Origin of the sequence: Exiguobacterium sp. s78, assembly GCF_018618985.1 — a bacterium.
Classification (GTDB): domain Bacteria; phylum Bacillota; class Bacilli; order Exiguobacteriales; family Exiguobacteriaceae; genus Exiguobacterium_A; species Exiguobacterium_A abrahamii.
Genome location: NZ_JACSNB010000001.1, coordinates 485,793 through 502,216, shown reverse-complemented (window position 1 = coordinate 502,216; position 16,424 = coordinate 485,793). Strand labels below are relative to the sequence as shown.

General features: G+C 48.2%; 15 protein-coding genes. 6 read left to right on the top strand and 9 right to left on the bottom strand.

Annotation, left to right across the window (positions count from 1 at the left end; translation table 11 throughout):
• Nucleotides 1–429 precede the first annotated feature (429 nt).
• Genes KNQ18_RS02500 through KNQ18_RS02485 form a run of 4 tightly spaced genes read left to right on the top strand, consistent with a single transcriptional unit; the run spans nucleotide 430 to nucleotide 3,209 of the window.
• Nucleotides 430–669 (top strand): NifU N-terminal domain-containing protein, encoded by a 240-nt coding sequence (locus KNQ18_RS02500; protein WP_023469118.1) that lies wholly within the window; start codon nucleotides 430–432, stop codon nucleotides 667–669.
• Nucleotides 670–725: 56 nt separating this feature from the next.
• Complete coding sequence (locus KNQ18_RS02495; protein WP_050678637.1) at nucleotides 726–1,520, top strand: glycosyltransferase family 2 protein; 795 nt, start codon at nucleotides 726–728, stop codon at nucleotides 1,518–1,520.
• Nucleotides 1,521–1,524: 4 nt separating this feature from the next.
• Nucleotides 1,525–2,022 (top strand): Lrp/AsnC family transcriptional regulator, encoded by a 498-nt coding sequence (locus KNQ18_RS02490; protein ID WP_050678638.1) that lies wholly within the window; start codon nucleotides 1,525–1,527, stop codon nucleotides 2,020–2,022.
• Nucleotides 2,019–3,209 carry an aminotransferase gene (locus tag KNQ18_RS02485; RefSeq protein ID WP_058713852.1) on the top strand — a complete coding sequence of 397 codons (1,191 nt, stop codon included), beginning with the start codon at nucleotides 2,019–2,021 and terminating at the stop codon, nucleotides 3,207–3,209. The genes KNQ18_RS02490 and KNQ18_RS02485 overlap by 4 nt, the downstream gene beginning before the upstream one ends.
• Before the next feature lie 41 nt (nucleotides 3,210–3,250).
• Here the strand turns inward: KNQ18_RS02485 and KNQ18_RS02480 are convergent, their stop codons facing one another.
• Both KNQ18_RS02480 and KNQ18_RS02475 read right to left on the bottom strand, forming a co-directional pair.
• Nucleotides 3,251–4,138 carry a MazG nucleotide pyrophosphohydrolase domain-containing protein gene (locus KNQ18_RS02480; protein ID WP_251133285.1) on the bottom strand — a complete coding sequence of 296 codons (888 nt, stop codon included), beginning with the start codon at nucleotides 4,136–4,138 and terminating at the stop codon, nucleotides 3,251–3,253.
• Nucleotides 4,104–4,289 carry a hypothetical protein gene (locus KNQ18_RS02475; protein WP_215083764.1) on the bottom strand — a complete coding sequence of 62 codons (186 nt, stop codon included), beginning with the start codon at nucleotides 4,287–4,289 and terminating at the stop codon, nucleotides 4,104–4,106. Before KNQ18_RS02475 ends, KNQ18_RS02480 begins: the two co-directional genes overlap by 35 nt.
• A gap of 93 nt (nucleotides 4,290–4,382) precedes the next feature.
• Between KNQ18_RS02475 and ytvI the strand changes: the two genes are divergently transcribed.
• Nucleotides 4,383–5,507: a sporulation integral membrane protein YtvI gene (gene ytvI, locus KNQ18_RS02470; protein WP_215083762.1), complete on the top strand. Its 1,125-nt coding sequence runs from the start codon at nucleotides 4,383–4,385 to the stop codon at nucleotides 5,505–5,507.
• Here the strand turns inward: ytvI and KNQ18_RS02465 are convergent.
• The 3 genes from KNQ18_RS02465 to KNQ18_RS02455 are packed head-to-tail and all read right to left on the bottom strand — an operon-like array spanning nucleotide 5,487 to nucleotide 7,715.
• A complete protein-coding gene (locus KNQ18_RS02465; RefSeq protein WP_215083760.1) occupies nucleotides 5,487–6,155 on the bottom strand; it encodes a DUF429 domain-containing protein in 669 nt (222 codons plus the stop codon). The genes ytvI and KNQ18_RS02465 overlap by 21 nt on opposite strands.
• Nucleotides 6,136–6,306, bottom strand: coding sequence for a hypothetical protein (locus KNQ18_RS02460; protein ID WP_156323189.1), 171 nt, complete (start codon nucleotides 6,304–6,306; stop codon nucleotides 6,136–6,138). Before KNQ18_RS02460 ends, KNQ18_RS02465 begins: the two co-directional genes overlap by 20 nt.
• Nucleotides 6,303–7,715 carry a leucyl aminopeptidase gene (locus tag KNQ18_RS02455; RefSeq protein WP_215083758.1) on the bottom strand — a complete coding sequence of 471 codons (1,413 nt, stop codon included), beginning with the start codon at nucleotides 7,713–7,715 and terminating at the stop codon, nucleotides 6,303–6,305. Before KNQ18_RS02455 ends, KNQ18_RS02460 begins: the two co-directional genes overlap by 4 nt.
• A 353-nt stretch (nucleotides 7,716–8,068) precedes the next feature.
• Here KNQ18_RS02455 and ptsP point away from each other — a divergent pair, with 353 nt between their 5' ends.
• A complete protein-coding gene (ptsP, locus tag KNQ18_RS02450; RefSeq protein WP_023469128.1) occupies nucleotides 8,069–9,793 on the top strand; it encodes a phosphoenolpyruvate--protein phosphotransferase in 1,725 nt (574 codons plus the stop codon).
• 108 nt (nucleotides 9,794–9,901) lie between these two features.
• Here the strand turns inward: ptsP and KNQ18_RS02445 are convergent, their stop codons facing one another.
• The 4 genes from KNQ18_RS02445 to glcT form a co-directional block, all read right to left on the bottom strand.
• Nucleotides 9,902–11,419, bottom strand: coding sequence for an MDR family MFS transporter (locus KNQ18_RS02445; protein WP_215083756.1), 1,518 nt, complete (start codon nucleotides 11,417–11,419; stop codon nucleotides 9,902–9,904).
• 152 nt (nucleotides 11,420–11,571) lie between these two features.
• Complete coding sequence (ptsG, locus tag KNQ18_RS02440; RefSeq protein WP_215083754.1) at nucleotides 11,572–13,683, bottom strand: glucose-specific PTS transporter subunit IIBC; 2,112 nt, start codon at nucleotides 13,681–13,683, stop codon at nucleotides 11,572–11,574.
• Between the two features lie 129 nt (nucleotides 13,684–13,812).
• Nucleotides 13,813–15,336, bottom strand: coding sequence for a glucose-specific PTS transporter subunit IIBC (gene ptsG / locus KNQ18_RS02435; RefSeq protein ID WP_029342409.1), 1,524 nt, complete (start codon nucleotides 15,334–15,336; stop codon nucleotides 13,813–13,815).
• 217 nt (nucleotides 15,337–15,553) lie between these two features.
• Nucleotides 15,554–16,411, bottom strand: coding sequence for a glucose PTS transporter transcription antiterminator GlcT (gene glcT / locus KNQ18_RS02430; RefSeq protein WP_023469132.1), 858 nt, complete (start codon nucleotides 16,409–16,411; stop codon nucleotides 15,554–15,556).
• Nucleotides 16,412–16,424 lie beyond the last annotated feature (13 nt).

The window sequence follows — 16,424 nt, the reverse complement described above, 5'->3', positions numbered from 1 at the left end:
AAACAGGTTCGCATTACACAATGAAATACGCTAAACTAAAAAAAGACGTCCTACATATAGAAAGGACTCTACAAGTATCACTCTATATATAGACGTTTTAGCCGTTTTTAAACCTGTTAATGTACAAGATATAGGTTATCACTGAAATTCAAAAAAATAACCCCTTGCTTTGAAATTCAGGTCAAACAATTTGAAAAAGGCATCATGACGCCTTTTGAGATATATTGAGATAGCGAGTAAAATGCATTATAAGGTCAAGTGAACCGTTAAAATAAAGATGGTCCATTTCTCCTACTAGAAGAAAAATATTCTCTTCGAATTTTCTGATATACTGAACGTATCGATCTTCCGTCTATCAGGAAGAAGGATTCAATCCATCTATCACGAAAAGACGGCATATACGTATGTACGTTGAAAGGAGCTTACCTCATGCAAGTCGATTACACACCAAATCCGAATTCCGTCAAAATCACGCTCGAAGAACAGCGCTTCGGTGCTAAAAGTACGAGTGTCAAAAAAGAAGATACACCTGAAGATGCGTTGCTCGCATCATTGATCGCCCTCGATGGCATCGACAATCTATTCGCTTACGGCGACTTCGTGACGGTTACGAAAGAACCAGAAGCAGAATGGAACGAACTGCTACCACGCATTGAAGCAAACATGTAAAAAACAAGAAGACACCTGTTCCTGGACAGGTGTCTTTGTTCAAGGAGCGATCACTGATGCCAACCGTATCCATCATCATTCCGACGTATAATCGTCCTCGTGAATTAGCAGAAGCGCTAGAAGCGTTGACGCGTCAACACTATCAAGACTTCGAAGTCATCGTCTTAAACAATAATGGAGACGATGTCTCAGCAGTGACGACTGCGTATCAGGACCGTCTTCAACTAACCTATGTCGAGTTACCTGAAAACCATCATGTTCGTGCTCGAAATCATGGTGTCACGCTCGCTTCCGGTCGGTATATCTTACTTCATGACGATGACGACCTCTTATTACCGAGTCACCTCGAAGAAGCGGTCGGCGATCTCGAAGCTGGTGCCGACCTCACCTATACGGACGCGGAACTCTTTACGTATCGATGGGAAGAGGATCACCGGATTGCAATCGATTCTGAGCCATTCGCGTATCCGTACGATCCGGAGACGATTCGAGAAGACTCGACGTATATTCCGTCCGGGTCACTCTACCGTAAATCGCTCCACGATCAACTCGGTCCATTTGATGAGGACGTCTTCAACTACTGGGACTGGGATTGGATCTTACGCGTCGGCAAGGAACATTTAATACTGCACCCGGCGCGCGCGACCGTCTTATATGCTTTCAATCCGTCGGGTAATCATGAATCCGCGCGTCAGGATGCAGCGCGACGCGTCTTTTTTGAACGCCTCGTTGAAAAACACCAACTTCCGACAAATGAAATGAAGAACTTCCATATCGTCCAGGCTGAGCGACGCGCACGATTGCGCCAGACCCGCCGTACCTTCAATGGTCAATTGACAGAAAGTGAGTGATCCCATGTACACCGAAAAACAACTCGAATTATTAGCATTATTAACACAAAATGGTCCTATGGACGTGGACTTGCTTGCGCAAATGCTCGACTGGGAAGCGTCAGAAGTAGCAGCTTCCATCGAGACATTCAAACGCGACGGTGTCCTACTCGGTTACACCGCTGTCATCGACTGGCAAAAGATTCATGCCCATCATGGCGTGACAGCTTTCATCGATGTCAAAGTCACACCGAAACGTGGACGCGGTTTTGACGAGGTAGCGGAGCGCATCCATCGTTTCCCGGAAGTGACGTCCCTTTATCTGATGTCGGGCGCATATGACTTACAAGTCGTACTTGATGGCAAATCGCTACAAGAAGTCTCTCAATTCGTTTCGGAAAAATTATCGACGCTCGACTCCGTCATCTCGACGACGACCCATTTCCGCTTGAAGACCTACAAGCACGATGGTGTTCTCTTCAGTCAGGATGATGACGACAAACGATTGAAGGTGTCTCCATGAAGTCTCTATCTGAACGTGTCGAACAGCTAGCCCCATCTGGCATCCGTCGTTTCTTTGATTTAGCAGGATCGATGGAAGACGTCATCTCCCTTGGTGTCGGCGAACCTGATTTCGTCACGCCATGGAATGTTCGCGAAGCGAGCTTCGCAGCACTCGAGCAAGGTTATACAGCGTATAGTGCCAACGCCGGTTTACTCGAGTTACGCCAGGAAATCGCACTTTACATGCAAGAAAAGTTCGCCATCTCCTATTCGACGACGGAAGAAATCATCGTTACGACTGGAGCATCAGAGGGACTCGATCTTGCCTTTCGTAGTTTGATCAATCCAGGAGATGAAGTCATCGTCGTTGAACCGGCGTTCGTTTCGTATGCTCCCTTGATCGAACTCGCTGGAGGCATTCCTGTCGCCGCTGCGTGTCATGCAGAAGACGGTTTTGCGATTCAACCGGAAACGATCGAACAATTGCTGACAGATAAGACGAAAGCGATCATTTTCTGTTTCCCATCGAATCCGACAGGCTCGACGATGTCGCGCGATCAATTAGCGGACCTAGCGTTACTCGTCCAAAAGCATGATCTATATGTCATCAGTGACGAGATCTATGCCGAACTATCCTACGAAACGGAAGCGATCTGCTTCGCGACCCTTCCCGGAATGCGGGAGCGGACGATCATCATCAACGGCTTCTCGAAAGCCTTCGCGATGACAGGCTGGCGGCTTGGCTTCACTTGTGCCCCACCTGCGATCACGCAATCGATGCTGAAGGTCCATCAATACGGGATGATGTGTGCCCCGACACTCGTTCAATTCGCAGGCATTGAAGCACTGCGTTCTCGTCATAAAACGGTCCCTGACATGGTGACGAGTTATCGTCAACGCCGGAACTACTTCGTTAAGGCGTTAAACGATGCGGGTCTCCCAACACACTTACCAGGTGGCGCCTTCTATGCCTTTCCGTACATCGGTCATACCGGACTAACGAGCGAGCAGTTCGCTGAGCAATTGTTACTCGCTGAGCGCGTCGCCGTCGTTCCAGGATCTGTCTTCGGAGCAAGCGGTGAAGGTTATGTCCGGGCAAGTTATGCAAGTTCGATTGAACAACTCCAAGAAGCGATCGCTCGCATTCAGCGCTTCATGAAAAAATGGCAGACTCAAGATGAGGCAGCATCGTCTCATTCACATTAAAAAATGATCCGCCTTGCTCAAAGGAGCAGGCGGATCATTTTTTAGTCTACATAGAGAACGAGAAACATCCGATGGTCGTCTTCCGCATGATACGGCGAGATCGGACCGAGTTGTGGCGCAAAGACTTCTAAGCGATACGGTGAATCCTTGAAGTCAAGCGGTGTCCGCTCTTTGATCAAGCGTCCCATTTCGTCCGCTAGTTCTTTCACTTCAACCAAACTACGCGAGCGTTGCATCGGTGCTTCGAAGACGAATGCCTCGATCCCCTCAATCGTCGCACATCGGAGGAAACGCCGGAGCGACGGTAATGCTGTTTCCATGTTATCCTCGATCGTTTGGTTCTCCTCGTATACAGGGGCTCCCCAGAGGCGTGCCTCGCTTCCTGTCGCACTTCGGAAATGATCAATCGTCTCTTCCGTGATGGGATCACGCGTCAACGCGAAGCGTGTTTTATCCCGCTTCAGATTCTTTTCATTCGTCCGGTCGATTTCTGTCAGTAAATCAAGTTGAAGTGGTCGTGCTAACCGAAACAGTTCGCGTTGCAGACGTGCTAAGGAATGACCAATCGGAACAATCGTGTCTTTCGCTTTCGGTGGTTTGTCCCCTTCATAACCGTTCATGACACGTGCGATTTGTCCGGCCTCATGCACGAGTCGATAAAACGAACCGTCCTGATCATCATTTACTGTACCGAGCGTCTCATGCTGTGCTGCAAGATCCGTCACGTATTGGTTCGCAAGACAGGTCGAGATCATCAAGACGTCGACAAGTTCAAAGCGAAGGGCTTCTAAATCATTTTGTTCTAGTGCTTCTCCGACTTCTCCGACTTCTTCCGTCAGGCGCGCGAGACCAGATAGCGGTCGAAAATAACCACCGAGTGAGCGAATCGTCGCATCAACCTTTTGTTGCAGTGTCTTCATCTGTTCCATCTGTCTGACCCTCCACGATTGCCTGGCGTACGTGCATTTCTGTCTCCTGTTTAACGCGTTGCGCAAACGCCTGGTTTTTCTTCCATTCTCGGATTCCGACAGATGTCGCAGCAATCAATGCAGCAATTAGTCCAATTTCTCTTTTACGCATCGAGATCTCCTCCTTTTGAATGACTCGTAACCTATCTAAACATGATATGATGATATCAATTAATTCTACATAATCCAGTAAGAGGTGTTGCTTGTGTCGACTGAACGTCTTTGGCAAATGGCCCGGTTCCTGACGGTGATCTTCGCCTTCTCAGTTGGTGGATGGTTACTCATCCGCCTCTCGTCCATTTTGTATCCGTTTGTCTTTGCGTTTCTGCTTGCCCTTTTGAGTCGACCACTCGTCGATTTTTTCCAAAAGCGGTTACGAATCACTCGCGGATGGGGTGCGTTGTTGTCCATCATTTTGATCAGTGGCTTATTAGTTGGTTCGCTCGCCTTGATCATCATGCAGTTGATTCGCGGTCTTGTATTTGTCGCCAACCAATTACCGGCGCAAATCCAAGAGTTGAGCCTGTATTTTCAAAAGCTGTACAATGAAAAACTGGCACCCATCTGGAACGATGCTTCCGAAGCCTTACGCTCACTGGAGCCATCGCAACAAAATACGGTTCAAAACAGTATCCAATCTCTCGGTAGTTCACTTGCGAGTGCGATTGGCGAAGGATCAAAAAGTATCGCCATGATGCTACAGACGGTCCTTGCGACATTGCCATCGATTGCATTGATTTTCGTCATTGTCTTACTTGCTTGGTTTTTCATCGCAAAAGATTGGCACCAGTACGAGATGCGATTGAAGCGCTATGAGATGCTTCCTTGGTTCGCTCGTTTCGAGTCGGTCTTCCTGAGCTTACGATCTGCCTTATTCGGCTATCTCAAAGCGCAGCTCACGTTGATCACGATCACGTTCTTCATCGTCTTGATCGGTTTGTTCATCATTGGTGTCGAGCATCCGTTCGCAGTTGCTTTTATCGCTGCCTTTTTTGATATCTTGCCGTATCTTGGCACCGGTTCCGTCTTCCTGCCTTGGATTGCCTATTCGATCATCACGGGTGATACAACACTTGCGATTGGACTCGGGATTCTATACGCTCTCGTCATTCTGCAGCGTAACATCATGGAACCGAAAATCGTCGGCGATAATATCGGGATTCAACCAATCACGGCGTTGATTGCGCTGTTCGTCGGGATCAAATTCTTTGGTGTCTTCGGACTGATTCTCGGACCATTGATCGCTGTCATCTTAAAAGCACTCTACAACGCCCAGATTTTTCATTATATCTGGGACTTCGTCAAAGGATCACCCACACCATTTCGGTGAGGGTGATTTTTTTGGTACAGCTGCATATAACGGATACCCTTCCGGATCCATCGGTTGAGTTGCCGGCAGATAATCGCACGGAAAACGGGCGCCGGTCGCAAGCAGACAAGCGTCCAGCCAATCATCGATCGCAACATGCGACTGACGTTGTTCCCATAGCGGTGGACAATCAAAGCGTTCGAGCAATTCGATCCGTTCCGCAATGCCTTCGGTCGTTTTCTTTGAAAAGCGTGCCGGATGACCGGCGAGTCGCGCGAAACAGACTTCCGGATGGGCTTCAATCATCTCCGTTCGATATACGTTGCGGACTTCTCGGATTTTCGGTAATAGGTACCACGCTTGTTTTGAAAGCCCGATCCCCGCATGTTGTTTGGCTAAATCATTTGCTTCCATATAGGTAGAAGCTGTCAACGCACTACGAAACGGTGCATTAAAGACACTGCTCGTCCGCCCAGGTCGTAGCTCCAGTCGCAACAGTTGATCCGTTTCCCGTCGTCCTTCCATCAAGCCGATCGGCATATCGATCCAGATCCGGTCAGCTAGCGGAATCTGAGTAAGCGTCGGTTCGACGAATCCCGTATAACGACCATTTTCGTACATAACGACGACCCACCCCGCCTTTGCCGCATCAATCCCGATGACGTGCATTCGTCTTCTCCCGGAAAGAACGCAGTAGTGATAAGACGGTGAAGATACCGATGAACGTCGCGAGACCGAGCGATAGACGGTCGCGCGCATCCATATACCAGACGACGGCAAGAATCGTCAACAAGACGCCGAGTAGATTCCAACGTCTCATTTTTCTTGCTCGACGAACCGGTACAGACTACGGACCATGACGCCCGTTGCTCCTTTTGGACCAATCTCAGACGCTTGATTCTGTTCCGATGTTCCCGCGATATCGAGGTGTAGCCAAGGTGTGTCACCAACGAATTCGCCGACGAACGCACCACCGAAGATCATGTGTCCCATGCGTCCCGGTGAGTTGTTCAAGTCTGCGACTTCCGAACGGCGGACTTGTTTGATGAAGGCATCAACATACGGCATCTGCCAAACCATCTCATTCGTCTCTTTCGTCACCTGTTCAAAGCGTTCGTAAAGTGACGTATCGTTCGTCAACGCACCTGTGATTTCTGTTCCAAGCGCAACAAGGACACCGCCTGTCAGTGTCGCGAGATCAATGATCGCTTTTGGCTGATACTCTTTGACGTACGTGACCGCATCTGCAAGAACAAGTCGTCCTTCCGCATCCGTGTTCAAGACTTCAATCGTTTTTCCCGCCATCGATGTGATGACGTCGTCTGGCTTGAAGGCATCCCCGGAAATCATGTTGTCGGTTGCTGGAATGACACCGATGACGTGAACATCTGGCTTCAGTTGACCGAGTGCTTCGAATAGCCCGAGAACCGCTGCTGCTCCACCCATGTCGCCTTTCATTCCGACGATACCGTCTTTTGGTTTGATGGAATAACCACCTGTATCGAATGTGACGCCCTTCCCGACGACCGCGATTGGTGCTTCTGCTGAACCTTTATATTCAAGGACGATCAATTTCGGTGGAATGACGGATCCTTGGTTGACGGCAAGCAAGGCGCCCATCCCGAGTGCTTCCATCTCTTCCTTATCGATGATCCGGAGATCATGCCCATGACGCTCCGCGATGAAGCGTGCTTCATCCGCAAGCGCTGGCGCCGTCAAAAGATTCCCAGGCATCGTTACGAGACGACGCGCTAAGTTCGTCGCTTCAGCCAAGACCGTTCCGCGGCGTACGGCTTCTTCCTCTACAGGTAAGACCGTCAGTTGTAACGTATATGCTTTCGAAGGCGACGTCTTATAATGTTTGACCTCATATGTAGCGAGGGTGAATGTCTCGGCAATCAGTTCGACCGGTTGCCCTGGGAATGTTGTTGCGTCAACTGTGACATGTTCTAAGCGACGTGCTTGGACATGTTGTGCCGCTTTCCCGAGCAAGCGACGTAAATCGTCTTGCGCGAGCTGATCAACTTTCCCGAGTCCAACGAACAGTACACGTGCGACGTCGCCCGCTAACGTTGGCAATAGACGCAGTTCTCCTCGTTTCGTTGAGATATCGCCTTGACGAACCCACTCTTCTAGTTTGTCACCATACAGTGCTTGTAACCGTTCATCGAGCGGTTGATTTCCAGAAATCCCGACAACGAGTACATCTACGGATTGATTCGTTTGCATATAAAACTCCCCCTTTGACTAGTATCTATTAGTATGAAGTGTTTTCAGTCATTTTCCAACTGATAGCCTCTCGACTGACCGCAAACGCTTTCACTACTTCTGTTCGACAATTTGTCGAAATGCTTGGTTTCAAACAATTGTTGCCCGTTTCACAATATGATAGGATTATACAGGTGAAATGTTGAGACACTTCAAGAAACGATGCGTTTGCTGTTCCGAGAAATGTCTACGTTTTCATTCAAGGGAGAGTGCGCAGAAGGCTCGTTAAGAGAGAGGCGTTTATGGGTATCTATAGATAGCTAAGAAACGAAGTCGTCGCGTTAAAAAAACTTACTGAAAAGAGGGTAATGCACATGGCACAACATATCAAGGGAATTGGCGCTTCTGCAGGGATCGCGATTGCAAAAGCATTCGTGATGGAAACACCGGTCTTTGAGATTCCATCGCACAAAATCGAGGATGCAGCTGCGGAAAAAGAACGTTTCCAAGCAGCGATCGCAAAATCGAAGACAGAACTCGAAGTCATTCGTGAAAATACCTTACAAGAATTAGGTCCAGATAAAGCGGAAATCTTCTCGGCTCACCTTCTCATCTTAGAAGATCCGGAAATCGTCAGTCAGGTGAACGCAAAAATCGAGGACGAGCAAGCAAATGCTGCAAAAGCACTCGATGAAGTCGCAAACATGATGGTCATGATTTTCGAATCGATGGATAACGAATACATGCGCGAACGTGCAGCAGACGTTCGTGACGTCACGAAACGGACGATGGCTCACCTTCTCGGTATCACGTTCGTCACTCCAGCTCAAATCAACGAAGAAGTCATCATCATCGCGGAAGACTTGACTCCTTCGGATACAGCTCAATTGAACCGTAAATATGCTAAAGGTTTCGCAACGAACATTGGTGGCCGGACATCGCACTCTGCCATCATGTCACGTTCACTCGAAATCCCAGCAGTCGTCGGAACAAAAGTCGTCTTGACGGACGTTAAACACGGCGATCTTCTCATCCTTGATGGTGCAGAAGGTGACGTCATCGTCAACCCAAGCGAAGAGCAAGTTGCTGAGTATGAAGCAAAACGCGCAGCATACATCGCACAAAAAGAAGAGTGGAAAAAACTCAAGAACGAAAAAACAATGACGGCTGACGGTCATCACGTCGAGCTCGCTGCAAACATCGGTACACCAAACGATGTCAAAGGCGTTTTGGATAACGGTGCAGAAGCAGTCGGTCTCTACCGTACGGAATTCCTCTACATGGATGCAGAGACATTCCCAACGGAAGATGAGCAGTTCACAGCTTACAAAACGGTTCTCGAATCAATGGGCGATAAAAAAGTCGTCATCCGGACACTTGATATCGGTGGCGATAAAGAATTGTCGTACCTTGATCTCCCACACGAGATGAACCCGTTCCTCGGTTACCGTGCGATCCGTCTCTGTCTCGATCAAACAGACTTGTTCCGTACACAATTACGCGCACTTCTTCGTGCGAGTGCATACGGTAAACTCGCTGTCATGTTCCCGATGATCGCAACGATCGAAGAGTTCCGTGCTGCAAAAGCACTTCTCCTTGAAGAGAAAGCAAACCTCCAAGCTGAAGGCGTTACGGTATCGGAAGACATCGAAGTCGGTATGATGGTCGAAATCCCAGCAACGGCAGTCATGGCTCGTCAGTTCGCAAAAGAAGTCGACTTCTTCTCTGTTGGAACGAACGATTTGATTCAATACACGATGGCGGCAGACCGGATGAACGAAAAAGTATCATACCTGTACCAACCGTTCAACCCAGCGATCTTGAACCTCTTGAACAACGTCATCACTGAAGCACACAAAGCAGGCAAATGGGTCGGTATGTGTGGTGAGATGGCAGGAGAAGAATTGGCACTCCCAATCCTTCTTGGTCTTGGTCTCGATGAGTTCTCAATGTCAGCATCATCTGTTCTTCGCGCTCGTAGCTTGATGACACGTCTCAACAAGTCAGAATGTGAAGCAATCGTTGAGCAAGTACTCGATATGGATACAGCAGAAGAAGTCGTCGACTTCCTCAGCACGACTTTCGACATCAAAAAATAAGTTCTGTCAGACGAATCTGGAACAATCCAGGTTCGTCTTTTTTTGTCTTGTTAAACAAAAAAACAACGCCTATTTCTAATAAGAAAGAAGACGTTGTTGAAACGGTGATCATTGAGCTTGCTTCTTCTTTTCTGGAGTAGCTTGTTCCGACAAAATCGGACGCTCGTTCCCCATCAAGAAGATAAAGATGACACCGAGTACTGCTGGAATCAGTGCCCAGAAATAGACGGTTGAGATCGATTCTGCAAGCGACGTCTTGATTGCTGTCGCAACTTCTGGTGGCATTTTCGCAAACGCATCAGCCGTTGGGAACTGTCCACCGGACGGCGCTCCACCTTGCGGCAATCGATCCGCTACAGCTGACGTGAACGTCCGTGATTGAATGATTCCGAGGACCGTGACACCAAGCGTCATCCCGATTGTCCGGAATGTTGAGCCCATCGAGGTCGCTGCGCCACGTCGTTGCATCTCGATCCCATTGATACTCGCTAGATTCAATAGAGAGAAACTAAAGCCAACACCGAAGCCAAGAATGATCATATAGATCGTTACCGCTGTCCGCGATGTCTCAAGCGTCATCGTACTAAGGAGATAGACACCGAGTAGGAAGAAGACCGCCGAGACGATCATGATGTTCCGGAAACCAAATTTAATCGGCAACTGTCCACCAAGTTGCGCCGAGATGACCGAGGCGATCAACATCGGCATTAGGATCAGACCGGAGTTCGTCGCGCTTCCACCAAAGACACCTTGCACGAAGATTGGAATGAATACACTCGCTGAGATAAAGACGAATCCATAAAAGAACGCCACGCCTTGTGTTGCCGCAAATAAGCGACGGCGGAATAGACTGAACGTAATGACGGGATCCGCGGCACGTCGTTCAGCAAATGCGAAGGCAACGAACGCGACGAGCGCTGCTCCGAACAGACCAAGAATTTGTGGCGAAGACCATGCATACTCTTTGCCACCCATTTCGAGCGCGAGTAAGAATAAAACTAATCCGGCGACAAGCGTAAAGGCACCGACGTAGTCGATTTTCTGTGTCCGGTGCACCGGTGATTCCTGATAGAAGACCGTCACGAGACCAAGGGCAATCAATCCGAGTGGGATATTGATATAAAACACCCAGCGCCAGTCGAGCGAATCTGTCAATACGGCACCAAGCAACGGTCCGAAGATACTCGAAATTCCGAAGACCGCTCCAAACAACCCACTGACTTTCCCCCGTTTTTCCGGTGGGAAGATATCAAAGATGATTGTAAAGGCGATCGGCATCAACGCCCCACCACCAAGCCCTTGCAAGGCACGATAGGCAGACAGCTCAATGATCGAGTCTGCCATTCCACATAAGATACTTCCCACCATGAAGAGGAGCATCCCAAAGAGGAAGAAGCGTTTTCTTCCATACATGTCACTCAATTTACCGAAGATCGGCATTCCGGCAACGGTTGCGATCATGTAAGCCGACGTGACCCATGCATACTGATCAAACCCATTCAGTTCGCTGACGATCGTCGGCATCGCTGTCGCAACGATCGTGTTATCCATTGCTGCGACTAAAATCCCAATCAATAATCCGATGACGACAGGTGTCGTATTCGTTTTTGTTGTAGTCGAAGACATCGACGCACCTCATTTCTCAAAAAATTAGCTAACTCTTATAATAGCTAACTCATTGTATCATCATATGTGCAAAATCTCATTATCAAATGTGCTCTACGATCGTTTCACACAAAAAAGACGGATCGCTCAGGGCGATCCGTCGCTTTTCTTCTTTACTCTACTCGATACGAAATCGCTTCTCCGGCTTCGACCGTCCGTCCGACATCAACATCAACTTTTCGATCCCCACTATTCGTGACGATGATCGGCGTCAGTAATGATGGTACGAGTGGTCGTACTTGTTCAAGATCGACATTGAGGAGTGGCGTCCCCGGTTCGACACGATCACCGGCTTTCGCCAACGCCTCGAACCCTTTTCCTTCGAGTGACACCGTATCAATACCGATGTGAATCAAGATTTCATCTCCATTATCCGCAAGAATACCGATTGCGTGTTTGGTCGGGAAGAACGTCGTGATCTCACCAGAGACAGGGGAGACAACATATCCTTCCGTCGGTTCAATCGCGTATCCGTCACCCATCATACGACCAGAGAACACTTGATCCGGTACATCATCGAGAGAACGAATGATACCGCTCAGTGGTGCGACATATCCATCTTCAGGCACGTAAGCCCCACCACGATCCCCAGCGAGTGGACCATCATCTGCTGTATTAGTTCCAGAAGTCCGTGCTTCGTCTCCCGTTGGTACTTGTGGAATTGGATCTGCTTCTGGTGTCTCTTTCGGTTTATAATTTGGATCTTTCATGATATCTGCCATTTCTGTCTTGATCCCATCGGATTTCGGTCCAAAGATGGCCTGGACGTTATCTCCGACTTCAAGAACACCAGCAGCACCAAGTTCTTTCAAGCGATCCTTGTTGACGCCTGATTTATCATTGACCGTAATCCGAAGTCGTGTGATACAAGCATCTAAATGTTTAATGTTTGATGGACCACCGAATGCTTGTAGAATTTCATACGGTAGATCGCCTGCTTGTGCCGTTGAGGTAGCGGCACCTTCTTTAATCGCTTCGCGTCCCGGAATCTTCAGATCAAACTTCGTGATGACGAAACGGAATCCGAAGTAGTAGATGACGGCGAAGACAAGACCGACTGGAATGACGAGCCACCACGAGGTTCGGTTCGGTAGAATCCCGAATAACGTGTAGTCAATCAATCCACCGGAGAACGTCATCCCGATCTTGACGTTCAGTAAATCCATGATCATGAATGAAAGACCTGCAAAGACAGCGTGAACGGCAAACAAGAGTGGTGCAACGAATACGAAGGAGAACTCGACTGGCTCCGTGATACCAGTCAGGAAAGAAGTCAACGCAGCTGAGAAATAAAGACCTTCGACGGCTTTACGACGATCTTTTGCGACCGTATGGTACATCGCAAGACAGGCTGCTGGCAGACCGAACATCATGAATGGATATTTTCCGGTCATATACGTCCCTGCTGTAAATGGTACACCGTCCTTCAACTGTGCGAAGAAGATCCGCTGATCCCCGTTGATGATCGTTCCGGCTTTATCCGTATATTCTCCGAACTGGAACCAGAAGCTTGAGTACCAGATATGGTGAAGACCAAACGGAATCAACGAACGTTCGACGAGTCCAAAGATAAAGGCAGACAACGGTTCGTTCGCTTCGATGATTGTTTTTGAGAATGTGTTGATTCCACTACCGATCGGTGGCCAAATATACGACAAGGCAAACCCGGCGACAAGACTGAATAAGGCGGTTGCGATCGGAACAAAACGCTTCCCTGCGAAGAATCCGAGGAAATCAGGCAGTTTGATTTTAAAGAATTTATTATAACTGTACGCTGCTATCAAACCGGCAATGATCCCTCCGAATACCCCCATTTGCAAGGTCGGTATCCCGAGGACCGTCGCATACGACAAGTCACTCGCTTTCTGTGCTTCCGTGATTTTTTCTGGTGTGATCTGTAAAAACGAACTGATGACCTTGTTCATGATCAAGAAACCGACGATCGCTGCTAGACCGGCGACTCCTTCCCCATTCGCAAGACCAATCGCGACCCCGACGGCAAACAGTAACCCGAGGTTCGCAAAGATGATATCACCCGCATCCTGCATGACCCGCCAGATGACGACTAGCGAATCGTTCTCGAGGAACGGTAAATATTGCGTCAAGTTCGGGTTTTGAAACGCTGTCCCGAACGCGAGCAATAGCCCCGCTGCCGGCAAAATCGCTACCGGTAACATCAGGGCCTTACCGATCCGCTGTAAGACACCAAACACGTTTTTCCACATGCGTATATTCCCTCCTTTTTTAAACAAACTACTTAATTCATACCCTAAAATATTCTAGCGCAAAACGATTCTAAAAGATTTTTCCAAAAAAAAATGAGCCCTTCCGCAGAAGGACTCATTTTAAAAACATTAGACTGTTTTTTCTTGTTTACGTGATGCGATGACGGCTTGGATTTCAGACTTGATGTTGTCTGATTTCGGTCCGTAAATCGCTTGAACGTTGTTACCAACTTCAAGGACACCAGCAGCACCTAATTTTTTCAACTCATCTTTGTTGACTTTTGATTTGTCGAGAACTTCGACACGAAGACGTGTGATACATGCATCCAAGTGTTTGATGTTCGACTCTGAACCGAGTGCATCAAGAATACCTTCAGCGAGTTCAGAACCTTGAGCAGATGAAGTCTCTTGCGCTGCATCTTCACGACCTGGAGTTTTCAGGTTGAATTTGCGGATTGCGAAACGGAATCCGACATAGTAGATGACAGAGAGTGCAAGACCGACGACGATGACGAGCCACCACTGCGTGCGTCCTGGAAGAACACCGAAGAGAAGGAAGTCAATCAAACCACCAGAGAATGTCATACCGATCTTAACGTTCAACAATTGCATCGTCATGAACGAGAGACCTGCGAAGACTGCGTGAACTGCGAACAAGATTGGAGCAACGAACAAGAATGCGAATTCGATTGGCTCTGTGATACCTGTCAAGAATGCTGTAAGTGCTGCTGATCCAAGAAGACCACCAACGACTGCACGGCGCTCAGGACGAGCTTCGTGGTACATAGCGAGTGCTGCTGCTGGAAGACCGAACATCATGAACGGGAATTTACCAGTCATGAACGTACCAGCAGTCAATTCAACGTTATCTTTCAATTGAGCGAAGAAGATCGCTTGGTCACCACGAACGACATCACCTGCTGCATTCGTGTACGAACCGAATTCGAACCAGAATGGTGCATAGAAGATGTGGTGAAGACCGAATGGAATCAACGAACGTTCGATGAGACCGAAGACGAATGCTGCAAGTGTTGGGTTCTTCTCCATCATGAAGTGGGAGAATGTGTTTAATCCGTCCTGAGCGAACGGCCAAACGAATACAAGCACAAGACCAGCGAACAATGAAACGACAGCAGTAACGATTGGAACGAAACGTTTACCAGCAAAGAATCCGAGGAACTGCGGCAATTCGAGATTATGGTACTTCCCATACGCCCAAGCTGCAATCAGACCGATGATGATACCACCGAATACCCCAGTTTGAAGTGTTGGGATACCGAGTACGTTTGCATACCCTTGACCGTTAGCAACCATTTCTGGTGTAACGCCGAGCCAAACGCTCATTGTTTTGTTCATGATCAAGAATCCGACGATTGCCGCAAGTCCGGCTGCGCCGTCCCCTGCAAGACCAATCGCGACACCGACCGCGAATAAGAGTGCTAAGTTACCGAAGATGATATCCCCGGCTGCTTCCATCAATTTTGCAACCTTGATGATTGCATCATTTTTCAAGAACTCGAGTTTTGACGTCAAGTTCGGATTTTGCATCGCGTTACCGAATCCGAGTAGGATACCGGCAGCTGGCAAAATCGCTACAGGAAGCATCAACGCTTTACCGACACGTTGAAGAACAGCAAAAATCTGTTTGAACATGTGTGTTTCCTCCTTTTCCTGTTAAGAGCGAAGTATGATGAATAATGCCAATGATTGAGACGAAAAAAGTCAGACATCTGACCGATTTTTTACAGAAAAAAATCAGGCACGAGCGGATTGTAGACAATAGACTTATCCCGTTGCATAACGGAAATAAAGCTTCTTGCCCGACATCCCACTCATGCCTGATCGTATCAGTAACACGTAGTCCGTGCGGTCATTTACCTGAATCGTACTGCACTAAGCGTTGCAGATGCATCGTAAGATACGTCGCCTCACCGCGCGGTACCGCTTTCTTCAACTGACGTTCCATGATGGACATCAGCTCCCAAGCAGTATCATAGCATAGCGGATATTCTTCACGCAATAGCTTTTCTACTTTTTCTGGAGCCTCTAGATACTCCCCATTGGAAACCCTTTCAATCGCTGAACGAAGATGCCGAATCAGACGCTTGTAATCAAGCGATTTTCGATCGATTTTAATCTCCAGTCGCTGTTCGATATGACTGGCAATTAAACCGACGAGTTGATGATGGCGGTTAACTTCGAGTACGTCTTTGAAGTTCGTCGCTGAATGAATATGAAGTGCGATGAATCCTGTCTCCGCTGGAGGTAGGTAAAAATTCATCTCGGCACTGATGAACTCGACGATTTCTTCTGCAAGCGCGTACTCTTCTGGATACAAGGCTTCCGTTTCAGCAAGAAACGGATTCGTGACTTCCATTCCTTGTTCCAGTCGCTTGAACGTGAACGTCAAATGATCCGTCAATCCGATATGGATATGTTCGTCGACCTTTTTCCCGAAGCGTGTCTCGATCATCGAGACGATCTCATTCATCAGCGCGATGAAATTCTCATCGAGGTGACCGACGAGTGCCTTATATTGATCCTGTTCTTCTTTATCCTTCAACGTGTAGACTTTTTCCAACTTGTCGAGATCTGTCAGTTGATCGCCTGGCTTCCGACCGAAGCCAATCCCTTTCGCGAGGATAATGACTTCCTGATTCGCACCAGTCGAACAAATGACGACATTATTATTCAATACCTTGATAACGTGGTACATTTGTTTATCCATTCGCTCTCAACCC